Source organism: Shewanella sp. CG12_big_fil_rev_8_21_14_0_65_47_15 (assembly GCF_002783505.1).
Taxonomy (GTDB): domain Bacteria; phylum Pseudomonadota; class Gammaproteobacteria; order Enterobacterales; family Shewanellaceae; genus Shewanella.
In genome coordinates this window covers 30,106-43,273 of sequence record NZ_PFGL01000042.1, presented here as the reverse complement: position 1 = coordinate 43,273, position 13,168 = coordinate 30,106, and the positions used below count along the sequence as shown (strand labels likewise).

The window sequence follows — 13,168 nt, the reverse complement described above, 5'->3', positions numbered from 1 at the left end:
CGGCCAATGAAGCCGCCTTTTTAAATATGTAGGAGTTGTTGGCTCCTATCTAGCGCTAGGGCTTATTTTAAGCCTTTTTTCTCTAGACCTGCATAAATAATCTTCTGCTGGATAATGGCAACTATGTTACCCACTAACCAGTACAGTACTAGACCCGATGGGAACCACAGGAAGAATACGGTAAAGATCATTGGCATCCACTGCATCATCTTCACTTGCATTGGATCCATTGTCGGTGCGATAGGTTGCATCTTCTGCATCACAAACATAGATGCGCCCATCAGCAGTGGCAGAATGTAGTAAGGATCTTGTACCGATAAGTCGTGGATCCATAACATAAATGGCGCATGACGTAGCTCGAAGCTTTCTAGCAATACCCAGTACAAGGCAATGAAGATTGGCATCTGTAAAATGATAGGTAAGCAACCACCCATAGGGTTAACTTTTTCTTTCTTATACAGTTCCATCATGGCCTGACCCATCTTCTGACGGTCATCACCAAAACGTTCTTTCAGCTCAGTCAGTTTAGGTTGCAGGTTGCGCATCTTCGCCATTGAGGTGTACTGCGCTTTGGTCAGCGGGAACAGTAAACCACGAACGGTTAAGGTGATCAGGATAATTGCCACACCCCAGTTACCCACAAATGATTGATAGAACATCAATAACCAGTGGATTGGAACGGCTAACCACCAAAGGAAACCGTAATCAACTACTAGGTTTAAGGTATCAGAGATGGCTGACAGAGCTTTTTGATCCTTAGGACCAACGTAGAACTGTGAGCTAATTTCTTGAGTCGCACCTGGTGCAATATCGTATACCGCGCCGCGGAAGCCAATGTTAGCTAAACCGCCTGCGCTAACACTTGAGAAAATCGTGTTGCTGTCGGTCGCTGGTGGGATCCAAGCCGATACGAAGTAATGTTGTAGCATCGCAGCCCAACCGCCCAAGGTAGCTTGGTTCAGGTTGCCTTTAGCCATGTCATCAAACTTGTATTTCTCATAACGCACATCTTGCGTTGAGAATGCGCCACCGCGGTAGGTTGGCATCATCATGCTGCTTTCGGTCGGCTTAATTGTTTGTTTAATCTGACCGTACATCTGTACTTGCAGTGGCGTTGTCGAGGTGTTGTTGATCTTGTAATCAATATCGACGTTAAACTTGCCGCGATGGAATACAAACACTTTAGTGTATGTCACGCCATTGTCAGCGACATAAGTTAATGGAACTTCTAAGCTGTCTTGGCCATCGGCTAAGGTAAATTCAGTCGCAGAGGCAGTGAATACTGCACGACCTTTGGCACTGCTATCGATACCATCACGACCAATCAGGCCACTCTGGGCTATATAAGTGAAATCTTTCGTTTGCTCAAGCAACACGAAGGGTTGGTCTTTACCCTGTTCCATTTTGTGTGAAACTAGCGCTGCAAAAACGATGTCACCACCCACAGGGTTGAGTTGCACATCGAGTTGATCGGTTTTTACCGTGATAATATTTTGAGTTGCAGCGACGGCTGCTGGCACACCTGTATCAGCTTCTGGAACATCGGCACTGTGAGTGCTAGCCGTGTTCGCCACTAAGGACGATTCGGTTGCAACGGGTTTAGGAGCTTTGTCTGCTTGCCACTGTTGCCACAGCAAAAAGCTGACAAACAGTAGTCCTATGAGCAATATATTGCGTTGAGATTCCATAGCCTATTTATTACACCTGTCATTTTTAGGGGGGACGGGATCGCTACCGCCGGGATGTAAAGGGTGACATTTTAATATGCGTTTCAATGCAAACCAACAACCTTTCGCGGTTCCGTGCACTTTTATTGCTTCAATGGCGTAATGAGAGCAAGTGGGATTGAAACGACAACGAGGGCCCAGTATAGGGCTAATGAAGATTTGATAGCCACGAATTAACGTGGTCGCTAGCCATTGTAGCGGCGACTGAGTTTGCGCCATAGCTTTTCTATCAATTTGTTGATTTCTGCGTTTTCCATTTCCATCACGCCATTTCTGACCAGCACAACGATATCAAGGTGAGGAATGTCGTGTTGATTTAAACGAAAACTATCTCTGATGACGCGCTTAATGCGATTACGTTGATTGGCGCGTTTTACATAGCGTTTAGCAACAGTAAGGCCCAGACGCGGATGTTGTTCCGAGTTAGGAATAGCGAGCAAGGTAATTTCAGCAGAAGATGCTTTGATGGGATTGGAGAATACAGATTTAAATTGCGCGGGAGTTAGCAAACGTAACTCCCGCGTAAAGGTATAGCTAGTCAACTAGTTATCCACTTATTAAGCAGATAAACGAGCGCGACCTTTCGCACGACGACGTGCAAGCACCTTACGGCCGCCTACAGTAGCCATACGAGCGCGGAAGCCGTGAGAACGCTTGCGCTTCAGGTTGCTAGGTTGAAAAGTACGTTTACTCATGATGGCAATCCGTCTTTGTTATTAGTGAACATTCCTTATCTCTAGTTATTAGAGGTAAGGGCAAAAAAGAGGCCGAATTGTAATCACTTTACTTGGTCTCGTCAACAACGAAAGTCGGTAAGTGGTTTATTTCTGCCAGCGTGTCCTGAGATCCATCCCCGCAATACACCATAAGATGTGGATAACTCTGTGTACGGCTACTATATCTAGTAGTAACGGGGATCTTTGACTCGATCAAAGGGGCGCCATTATAGATCAATGTGGATCGCTTAATAAAGCGGGATTTGCGCTAATTGTTTAATAAAAGGATCGATTTTGATCTTTGATGATCGAGGATATCCACATAGAATGATCTCGCTGGGGATAAATATTTTTTAAGGATAGCGATCATTGAGATCTCGCTATAGAATACACCTCTTTTTTGATGATCTTTTGGGGATAACTTAGTGGCTGTTTCACTTTGGCAACAATGTATCGGACGACTGCAGGATGAGCTTTCTGCTCAGCAGTTCAGTATGTGGATCAGACCGTTACAAGCCGAAATGGATGGAGATACTTTGGTGCTTTATGCGCCCAACCGCTTCGTGCTCGATTGGGTCAGAGATAAATACATCAATATCATTAATCAGTTTTTTACAGAGCAAATGGGCAGTGATGCGCCTAAGCTACGCTTCGATATTGGTAGCCGTCCATCGGCGAAAAAGCCTGAACCCGTGGCTCCGATAGTGGCAACGCGAGTGCCTAATCCTCAGACTAAAGCGACAGTAGGGACATCTTTTAATACTCAAGCTGAGCCTATCGCTAATGCTAACCATCGCAGCAATATCAATCCAACCTACCAGTTTGATAACTTCGTTGAAGGTAAATCAAACCAATTAGGTAAGGCTGCGGCGTTGCAAGTGGCTGAAAATCCAGGTGGTGCCTATAACCCATTATTCTTATATGGTGGAACAGGTCTAGGTAAGACTCACCTGTTGCACGCGGTTGGTAACGGGATCATTAAAAATAATCCCAATGCCAAAGTGGTTTATATGCATTCCGAGCGTTTTGTCCAGGACATGGTCAAAGCGCTGCAAAACAATGCGATCGAAGAATTTAAACGTTACTACCGTAGCGTCGATGCCTTGTTTATCGATGATATTCAATTTTTTGCTAATAAAGACCGATCTCAAGAAGAATTCTTCCATACCTTCAACGCCTTGCTGGAGGGGAATCATCAAATTATTTTGACTTCAGATCGTTATCCAAAAGAGATCGACGGTGTTGAAGACAGATTGAAATCGCGTTTTGGTTGGGGTTTAACTGTGGCTATTGAGCCACCAGAGTTAGAAACCCGCGTGGCGATTTTGATGCGTAAAGCGCAGGAGAGCGGTATTAACTTACCCGATGAAGTGGCCTTCTTTATTGCTAAACGTTTACGTTCAAACGTGCGTGAGCTAGAAGGGGCGTTAAACCGCGTTATCGCCAACGCGAACTTCACGGGTCGACCAATTACCATTGATTTTGTTCGTGAAGCCTTACGTGACCTCTTGGCACTTCAAGAAAAATTAGTCACTATAGACAATATTCAGAAAACCGTAGCTGAATACTACAAGATCAAGATGGCTGATATGTTGTCTAAGCGTCGTTCGCGCAGCGTTGCGCGCCCTAGACAAGTTGCCATGGCGTTATCCAAAGAATTAACTAACCAAAGCTTGCCGGAAATTGGTGATGCTTTTGGTGGTCGAGATCACACCACAGTGTTGCATGCCTGTCGTAAGATTGCTCAGCTACGGGAAGAGAGCCACGACATTAAAGAAGATTACGCTAACTTGATTAGAACCTTATCTTCTTAAAATCAAGGAATTGGACACCATGAAATTTTCAATTGATAGGGATGCCCTATTAAAGCCGTTGCAATTAGTGTGTGGTGCGGTAGAAAGACGCCATAACTTGCCCATTTTGGCTAATCTCCTTGTAGAAGTAAGTGGTCACTCACTTAAGTTGACGGGCACAGATCTAGAAGTCGAACTCGTGGGCCAAGCTGTGGTTCATGGTGATATAGAAGAAGGTCGTACTACGGTTCCGGCTAAAAAGCTGCTGGATATCGTTAAATCTTTGCCTGAACAAAGCGAACTGAAAGTCGAGCAACAAGATAATAAGTGGTTGCTGCGTTCAGGCCGTAGCCGTTTTTCCTTAGCGACGTTGCCCGCAGAAGAATATCCCAATGTTGAAGCCTTCCAAGCCGAGATTGAATTTAGTTTGAAGCAGGGCGTGTTGAAGTCGATTATCGACTCGACGCAATTTTCTATGGCTAACCAAGATGTGCGTTATTACCTCAACGGGTTATTGTTTGAGACTGAAGGTAATGTGTTGCGCGCTATTGCGACCGATGGCCATCGTTTAGCCTTAAGTCACCGTACGATTGAAGCACAATTACCTGAAAAACAAGTCATAGTTCCGCGTAAGGGCGTAATGGAAATGGCACGTTTATTAGAGTCGGACGATCTCGATATCGCGATTGCTATCGGTGATAATGCCATTCGCGCCACTACGGCTAATACAGTATTTACCAGTAAATTAGTCGATGGCCGCTTTCCCGATTATCGCCGTGTATTGCCAAAGGGCGGTGATAAAATAGTGATTGCGAGTCGTAACCATTTAAAGCAAGCGCTGACCCGTGCATCGATTTTATCCAATGAGAAATTCCGCGGTGTGCGTATTCAGCTTGAAGCGGGTTTACTCAAAATCACAGCGAATAATCCTGAGCAGGAAGAAGCGGAAGAAATCATCGATGTGGATTACAACAATCAATCCCTAGAAATTGGTTTTAACGTCAGTTATTTACTCGACGTGCTCAACAACCTTAAGTCCGATGATGTGCGTATCACGCTCATTGATGGTAATTCCAGCGCCCTAATTGAAAACCATTTGGAAGAAGATTCCATGTATGTGGTTATGCCAATGCGCTTATAATCCATATCAACAAGCCTGTGTTTACTGGTTTATCTTTACTATCTACATCGTCTTGGGGCGGTGTAGATGCCCTTGAAATGCCTCAGTTATGCTTTCCATTGTTGAATGGTAGAGTTGCGATATGATGAGCCCTATAAGTTTTTGCCTAAGCCGTTTACTCGGTGTTATGAGTAATGCATGAGCCTGACCCGTCTTAATATAGAAGCTTTTCGCAATATTCAATTGGCGCAATTAAGCCCAAGTGCTGGTATTAATGTCATTTATGGTCAAAATGGCAGCGGCAAAACCAGCATTTTGGAGGCGATTTATTTCCTTGGTATGGGGCGCTCCTTTCGCAGCCATTTATCCCAACGGGTGATCAATAACGACGAGGATAAGTTGACCTTATTCGCTACGTTAAATTTACCCCGTGGTGACAGTAAAATCGGTTTACGGCGGTTTCGTAGTGGCGAGACGGAAGTGAAAATCGACGGCGAAAAAATTAAACGTCTGTCGACATTAGCCGAAACCTTACCTATTCAAGTGATCACACCAGAAAGCTTTTCGTTACTGTTTGAAGGCCCAAAATCCCGGCGACAATTTATCGATTGGGGCGCATTTCATGCCGATCCACAGTTTTATGGTGCTTGGACGAATGTTCGTAGAGTTCTTAAGCAAAGAAATCAATTGCTTAGAAACGGTTCGTCCTACAGTCATATTCAATTTTGGGACCGAGAGTTTGTGCGTTATGCCGAGCAGGTCACTGAAATACGAAACCATTATGTAGACTCGTTAAATGAGCTACTTAAGGGTATAATCGGGGAGTTTTTACCGCTGATAGATGTGAAGGTTTCATTTACCCGCGGCTGGGATAGTAAGACGGATTTTGCAGAACTACTCGAAAACCAATATTCCAGAGATTTGGCCACAGGTCATACCGTCAGCGGTCCCCATAAAGCTGACCTTAGACTTCGTGTAGGCACTTTGCCGGCGCAGGATGCCCTGTCCCGTGGTCAATTGAAATTATTAGTCTGTGCACTGCGTATTGCACAGGGAAAGTTGCTCAAACAACAAATAGATAAACACAGTATTTATCTTGTGGATGATCTTCCATCCGAGTTGGATGCACAGCATAGGCAGCTATTGCTAAAGCAGCTCGTGGACACTGGTGCACAAGTGTTTGTCACTGCCATTGAGCCTGCAGCAATAGTCGATTCGTTACACACGCCTCCCAGTAGGATGTTCCATGTGGAACAGGGACGTGTAACGGTAATTGAATAACCATTGAGAGAATAATATGTCAGAGAATAGTTACGATTCTTCGAGTATTAAGGTCCTTAAGGGCCTTGATGCAGTACGTAAGAGACCTGGGATGTATATTGGTGACACCGACGACGGTACGGGTCTACATCATATGGTGTTCGAAGTAGTCGATAACTCTATCGATGAAGCCTTAGCCGGCCATTGTACTGATATCACTATTACTATCCATGTCGATGGTTCGGTTTCTGTTAAGGATGACGGCCGTGGCATTCCGGTCTCTATCCATGAGGAAGAAGGCGTATCGGCGGCAGAAGTTATCATGACGGTATTACATGCCGGCGGTAAGTTCGACGATAACTCCTATAAAGTGTCTGGTGGTCTGCACGGTGTGGGGGTCTCGGTTGTCAATGCTTTATCTAAAAAGCTGCAAATGACCATTCGCCGTGCGGGTAAAGTATATGAGCAGTTTTATACCCACGGTGTGCCTGATGCGCCAATCAAAGAGATCGGCGATGCGACTAAAACCGGTACCGAAATCCGTTTTTGGCCAAGTGAACAAACTTTCAGTGATGTTGAGTTTCACTTTGAAATTCTGGCAAAACGCGTGCGTGAATTGTCATTCCTGAACTCAGGCGTCGGTATTCGTCTGGTTGATGAACGTGACAACAAGAATGAATTCTTCAAATACGAAGGCGGTATTAGCGCATTCGTCGATTATTTGAACCGTAATAAAACTCCCGTCAACAAAGACGTATTCCACTTTATGCAAGAGCGTGAAGATGGTATTACCGTTGAAGTGGCTATGCAGTGGAACGACGGTTATCAAGAAAATATTTTCTGTTTTACCAACAATATTCCACAGCGTGATGGTGGTACTCACCTAGCGGGTTTCCGTGGCGCCTTAACGCGTAACTTAAACAACTACATGGAAAACGAAGGCTATAACAAGAAAGGTAAGACTAACGCGACAGGCGATGACGCCCGTGAAGGTTTGACCGCCGTTATCTCTGTTAAAGTACCCGATCCTAAGTTCAGCTCACAAACTAAAGATAAGTTAGTTTCGAGTGAAGTGAAATCTGCGGTTGAACAAACCATGGGTGAGAAGCTGAACGATTATCTGCTGGAAAACCCAGCCGATGCGAAGTTGATTGTCGGTAAAATTGTCGATGCGGCCCGTGCCCGTGAAGCGGCGCGTAAAGCCCGTGAAATGACCCGTCGTAAAGGCGCACTCGATTTAGGTGGTTTGCCAGGTAAGTTGGCCGATTGCCAAGAGAAAGACCCTGGTCTTTCAGAAATTTACATAGTGGAAGGGGACTCTGCTGGCGGTAGCGCCAAGCAGGGACGTAACCGTAAGAACCAAGCGATTCTGCCACTGAAAGGTAAAATTCTAAACGTTGAGAAAGCCCGCTTCGATAAGATGTTGTCTTCTCAAGAAGTGGCCACACTGATCACGGCCCTTGGCTGTGGTATTGGCCGCGATGAATATAACCCAGATAAAACCCGTTACCACAACATCATCATCATGACGGATGCTGACGTTGACGGCTCGCACATTCGTACTTTGCTGTTGACCTTCTTCTTCCGTCAAATGCCTGAATTGATTGAACGTGGTTATGTATATATTGCCCAGCCACCACTATTTAAAGTGAAAAAAGGCAAGCAAGAACAGTATTTGAAAGACGAGCCAGCATTGACTCAATATCTCACGACTCAGGCATTGGATGGCACTATTGTGTACCCAACGCAAGGGGCTCCGGGAATGTCGGGTGAGCCGTTAGAGCGTTTAGTGACTCAGTACCGTGAAGTGGAAGCGATTGTTGCCCGTTTAGAGCAACGTTATCCAACACACATTACTAACCGTATGCTTTACCACCCAATGATCAGCAATGAGATGTTGGCCGATGAAGGCAAGATGAAGGATTGGATCGATGCCTTTATCCATGAGCTGGTGGAGCTAGAAAGCAGCGGCGTGTTGTATTCTGGTGAGCCGATTCTCGATCCTGAGCGTAAAGTATATCTGCCTAAGATCACCATTCGTAAACACGGTATAGATACCAACTACCTGTTTTCCTATGATTTCTTCCAATCTACTGACTACCAACGTATCGGTAAGCTAGGCGCCGCATTAGAAGGCATGATTGAAGAGGGTGGTTATGTGCAACGTGGTGAACGCGTGAAAGAGGTGGGTAGCTTTCTCGAAGCACTAGATTGGACGATTTCTGAAGCTAAACGCGGCTTGTACATCCAACGCTATAAAGGATTGGGTGAAATGAACCCTGAGCAATTGTGGGAAACTACAATGGATCCTGAATCACGCCGCATGTTGCAAGTGACGATTGATGATGCCGTGGGTGCCGATCAGTTGTTCACTTGTTTGATGGGTGATCAAGTCGAACCTCGTCGTGAGTTTATCGAAGCGAACGCCTTGAACGTGGCTAACTTAGACGTTTAATCTTTAGACGATTTAAAATCGTTAGCGATTGATAAAAAAGGGAAAGCTTTGCTTTCCCTTTTCTTTTGCTCAAAACTATCTATCGACACCCGCTTCATCGGCCTCGACAATTTCAGTCTCTGCCTTAGCCGCATTAATCCAAGCCTGCATTTCTGGGCAATTGATCACATACTGCATATAAGCGCGACTTGCCTGGGATACCTCAATGCCGTAGGTGATAAAGCGCATCACCACTGGGGCAAACATCATATCGGCAATCGACCATTGGCCAAATAACCAAGCACCTTTATCCTGGGATGGAGCAAACTCGGCCATTTGTGTCGACCAAATTGCATCGATGCGCTCAATGTCTTTGCGGACCGCATCGGTGAGTTCGACATAACGGCTCGCGCGTATGTTCATTGGTAGAGCGTTACGCACGGCATTAAAGCCTGAATGCATTTCACAGGCGAGGGATCTGGCTTTGGCTTTTTGCTTGGGATCCTGTGGCCAAGCCGTTCCTGACAGATAAGTATCATTGATATATTCACAAATCGAGAGTGAATCCCATACCGTGATATCGCCATCGACTAATGTCGGTACTTTTAAAGTCGGCGAAATGGCGTTGAGTTGCTGATAAAAGCTGTCGGTATCGAGTTGCAGTAATACTTCGTTGAACTGCACGCCTGATTTTGCAGCCATTAACCAAGCCCGCAGTGACCAGCTAGAGTAATTTTTATTGCCTATATAAAGATCCATTTTTTAACCTTTCTATTCTCTGTCATGCTATTTAGTAAAGAATAAGCCGTGCAAGCTATGCCAATATGTTATGTTTCTTGTGTCAGCTACGGGACGTTATGGTTGAGCCTATAAATTGCAGTGGATGCCTTTTTGTTGTTATTAACTGTCTATTTATCCTAGGTTGGTATTTTTTGATCAAGTCATTTTTTAACAAAATATTTAATATTCGCGAAGAATCGAGCCTTGAGCGACCTAAGAGTTTTACTAAGATAGATCTTGGTAAGCCAATCAGTGCTGCATCTCCTAGACAGATGGATACTGAGTACAATATGGCGGTCTGTGTTGACTTAGATGCGCTGTTTTATAGCTTATTATTTTCCGCTCGCACCAAAGACACTGGTGGTGTTGCAAATAATCTAGAGCGTCGGGTTATGCTTGAAATAGAACAAGCATTAGCATCGCCACAAGTGATCGCCGAAAAAGTGTTAAAGTTGCCGTCAAAGGTACTGGAGTTAGATCGTAAGCTTGCCGATCCACTGTTTGAAACTAAGGATTTACTTTCACTGATAGAGCAAGATCCCCTGCTCAGTGTGGAAGTCCTTAAACTCTGTAATTCACCCGCTTTTAAGCGTGCAGGCAAAGATATTACTAGCCTTCAGCAAGCCTTAGTGCAATTAGGTCGTGAACAGTTAAGGTATTTTGTTACTAGTTGCTTAGTGCGTGAAATGTTAGATATTAAGCCCATTTATTTTCGACGTTTTGGGGCCGAGATTTGGCGTCATTCAATGCAGGTGGCTTTTTTGACGAGTGAACTCAGTGAAGAGGATAGAGACACAGCCTTCTTGCTTGGCTTATTACATGATGTGGGCAAACTTGCGATTTTTAAGATATTACTCGATGCATTTGTACAGGCAGAACCTGACGATCAACCTAATTCATGGTTATTTAGACAAGTGATGACGGCCAAATCGCTCACCTTAAGCGCTCTGCTTGCTAAATATTGGCAGCTGCCCAGTACCTTCGAAACCGAGTTAGATAAGCTTGCCAATATCAATTCGCGGCCAAGATCGGGACTCGCTGCGATTGTGTGGCGGGCGAATGTGATCAGTGAAATATCTATGCTACATCAAGCGGGTAAGTTATCCGCAGAAGTGCTCTCGGATTTATTAGCCCAAGTGATGCTAGATAAAACGCAGTTTGATGAACTACATCAGAAGCTACAGCAGTTTTAATTTGTTGGAATTAAGCGAATTAAAAAACGCGCTTTTAAGCGCGTTTTTTAATGGTACTTAGCGGCACATTATTGCAGTAGTGAGATATCCGCTACGTGCAGGAACTGCTCGCGTAAATTATTTAACAATGCTAAGCGATTGTTTTTTAACGCTTCATCGTCTGCCATTACCATCACATCTTCGAAGAATTGATCCACGCTTTCACGTAAGTTCGCCAGCAGTGTTAATGCCTGTTGGTAATCAGCATTTGCAAACAGCGGAGCGAGTTGAGGCTGCAGTTCGGCAAGCTTAGCGGCTAATGCTTGCTCTGCGGCTTCGGTTAATAAACTCGCATTGATCGTTGTCGGTAAAGCGCCTTCAACTTTCGCCAGAATATTAGACACACGCTTATTCGCCGCCGCCAGGGCGCCAGACGCTTCTAGGCTTCTAAAGTGTGATACCGCATTGATACGGCTATCAAAATCAGCTGGGCGTGTTGGGCGACGTGCTAATACAGCTAGGATCACATCAACATCGATACCTTTATCTTGATACCAAGCACGGAAACGAGCCATTAAGAATTCAAGCACTTCATCGCTTGCATTGGCGTTGCTTAAGTTAGTGCCATGCAGAGCTTGCGCTTTAGCAATAAGGTCAACTAAATCAAGCGGTAGCTTGTTTTCTACTATGATACGTAGCACACCGATAGCGGCCCGGCGCAGTGCGAATGGGTCGGCAGCGCCCTTAGGGGCTTGGCCAATGCCAAAGATACCGACTAAGGTATCGAGTTTATCCGCTAAAGCTACTGCGCAAGATACGCCAGCACTTGGTACTGTATCGCCAGAGAACTTAGGTTTGTATTGCTCTTCCATCGCCACCGCTACGGCTTCGGTTTCACCATCGAGGCGGGCGTAGTGCATGCCCATAGTGCCTTGAGTATCGGTAAATTCCATCACCATATTGGTCATCAAATCGGTTTTAGATAACAAACCAGCACGGGCTGCATCGACCGCATTCGCGCCCGTTTGCTCGGCAATAAAGGCGGCGAGGGCAGAGATGCGAGTGACTTTGTCTTTTAAGGTGCCGAGCTGTTGTTGGAACAGAACTGTTTCTAGGCTTGGTAAACGTGATTCTAGCGTGTGCTTCTTATCGGTATTAAAGAAAAACTCAGCATCGGCCAAGCGTGGACGAACCACTTTCTCGTTACCAGAGATAATTTGTGTTGGATCTTTAGATTCGATGTTGGCCACAAAGATAAAGTTTGGCAGTAACTTACCCGCATCATCGAACACTGGGAAGTATTTTTGATCGCCCTTCATGGTGTAGACCAAGGCTTCAGAAGGTACATTTAAAAACTTTTCTTCAAAACTTGCGGTTAACACTACTGGCCATTCAACCAATGAAGTCACTTCTTCCAGTAGATTATCTTCGATATCGGCGGTGCCACCAATCTTAGCGGCCGCTTTTTCGGCATCGGCTTTGATTAAGGCTTTACGGCTTTCGTAATTGGCGATGACTTTACCTTTTTCTTTCAATAGATTGAGGTAGTTATCCGCATGGTCAAGCTCGAAGCCTGTCCCCATAAAGCGGTGGCCGCGGATATTACGAGCCGATTTAATCCCGAGTAATTCACCTTCGATTAACTCACTGCCTAACAACATAGTGGCGGTATGCACAGGGCGAATAAATTGGGTTTTATTATTACCCCAGCGCATAGGCTTAGGTATTGGCAACTTATCTAAGGCACGTTGCGCCATGTCTGCAACTAAGCTCTTGGTTTCAACGCCTTCCACTTTGGCGTTATAAACCAGCCATTCGCCTTTGTCAGTGACTAGACGTTCTGCCTGATCGACCGTGATACCGTTACCACGTGCCCAACCTTCGGCGGCTTTAGTCGGTTTACCTTCGGCATCGAAGGCTGAACTCACAGCTGGGCCGCGTTTTTCAACCACTTTGTCGGCTTGTGCAAGGGCAAGTTCGGTAACGTTAATCGCCAGACGACGTGGTGCTGCATACCAAACGGCTGAGCTAAAGGCTAAATCGGCTTTGGTGAGTTCTTCGGTAAAGTTAGCTAAGAAAGACTCGGCCAGTTTACGCAGCGCCTTTGGTGGTAATTCTTCCGTGCCTAACTCTATGAGTAAGTTTTCAAAATTCATGTGTTTACCT

The 13,168-nt window shown here is 45.3% G+C and carries 11 protein-coding genes; 5 read left to right on the top strand and 6 right to left on the bottom strand.

Going from position 1 to position 13,168, the window contains the following annotated elements; translation table 11 throughout:
• Positions 1 to 62: 62 nt before the first annotated feature.
• Genes yidC through rpmH form a run of 4 tightly spaced genes read right to left on the bottom strand, consistent with a single transcriptional unit; the run spans position 63 to position 2,422 of the window.
• Positions 63 to 1,688, bottom strand: coding sequence for a membrane protein insertase YidC (yidC, locus tag COW15_RS10925; RefSeq protein WP_293632601.1), 1,626 nt, complete (start codon positions 1,686 to 1,688; stop codon positions 63 to 65).
• Positions 1,689 to 1,691: 3 nt separating this feature from the next.
• Positions 1,692 to 1,946 (bottom strand): membrane protein insertion efficiency factor YidD, encoded by a 255-nt coding sequence (gene yidD / locus COW15_RS10920; RefSeq protein ID WP_011070421.1) that lies wholly within the window; start codon positions 1,944 to 1,946, stop codon positions 1,692 to 1,694.
• Entirely contained in the window at positions 1,913 to 2,269 is a 357-nt protein-coding gene (gene rnpA, locus COW15_RS10915; protein ID WP_007652336.1) for a ribonuclease P protein component, read from the bottom strand. Before rnpA ends, yidD begins: the two co-directional genes overlap by 34 nt.
• 15 nt (positions 2,270 to 2,284) lie before the next feature.
• Positions 2,285 to 2,422: a 50S ribosomal protein L34 gene (gene rpmH / locus COW15_RS10910; protein WP_006083827.1), complete on the bottom strand. Its 138-nt coding sequence runs from the start codon at positions 2,420 to 2,422 to the stop codon at positions 2,285 to 2,287.
• A 446-nt stretch (positions 2,423 to 2,868) separates the two neighbouring features.
• On the opposite strand from rpmH, the gene dnaA reads away from it, so the two are divergent.
• From dnaA to gyrB, 4 genes are all read left to right on the top strand, one after another.
• Positions 2,869 to 4,257, top strand: a complete 1,389-nt coding sequence (gene dnaA, locus COW15_RS10905) for a chromosomal replication initiator protein DnaA (protein WP_293632600.1) — start codon at positions 2,869 to 2,871, stop codon at positions 4,255 to 4,257.
• Between the two features lie 19 nt (positions 4,258 to 4,276).
• Positions 4,277 to 5,377 (top strand): DNA polymerase III subunit beta, encoded by a 1,101-nt coding sequence (dnaN, locus tag COW15_RS10900; RefSeq protein WP_293632599.1) that lies wholly within the window; start codon positions 4,277 to 4,279, stop codon positions 5,375 to 5,377.
• Positions 5,378 to 5,554: 177 nt separating this feature from the next.
• On the top strand, positions 5,555 to 6,637 hold the full coding sequence (gene recF, locus COW15_RS10895) for a DNA replication/repair protein RecF (protein WP_293632598.1): 1,083 nt from the start codon (positions 5,555 to 5,557) through the stop codon (positions 6,635 to 6,637).
• Positions 6,638 to 6,653: 16 nt separating this feature from the next.
• The gene (gene gyrB / locus COW15_RS10890) at positions 6,654 to 9,071 is read left to right on the top strand and encodes a DNA topoisomerase (ATP-hydrolyzing) subunit B (protein WP_293632597.1); all 2,418 of its coding nucleotides are present in this window, start codon (positions 6,654 to 6,656) and stop codon (positions 9,069 to 9,071) included.
• Positions 9,072 to 9,146: 75 nt separating this feature from the next.
• On the opposite strand, the gene COW15_RS10885 is transcribed toward gyrB, so the two are convergent.
• Positions 9,147 to 9,809 carry a glutathione S-transferase family protein gene (locus tag COW15_RS10885; protein ID WP_293632596.1) on the bottom strand — a complete coding sequence of 221 codons (663 nt, stop codon included), beginning with the start codon at positions 9,807 to 9,809 and terminating at the stop codon, positions 9,147 to 9,149.
• Positions 9,810 to 9,982: 173 nt separating this feature from the next.
• On the opposite strand from COW15_RS10885, the gene COW15_RS10880 reads away from it, so the two are divergent.
• Positions 9,983 to 11,023 carry an HDOD domain-containing protein gene (locus COW15_RS10880; RefSeq protein WP_293632595.1) on the top strand — a complete coding sequence of 347 codons (1,041 nt, stop codon included), beginning with the start codon at positions 9,983 to 9,985 and terminating at the stop codon, positions 11,021 to 11,023.
• 68 nt (positions 11,024 to 11,091) lie between these two features.
• On the opposite strand, the gene glyS is transcribed toward COW15_RS10880, so the two are convergent.
• Positions 11,092 to 13,158 (bottom strand): glycine--tRNA ligase subunit beta, encoded by a 2,067-nt coding sequence (gene glyS, locus COW15_RS10875; RefSeq protein ID WP_293632594.1) that lies wholly within the window; start codon positions 13,156 to 13,158, stop codon positions 11,092 to 11,094.
• Between the last annotated feature and the right edge of the window lie 10 nt (positions 13,159 to 13,168).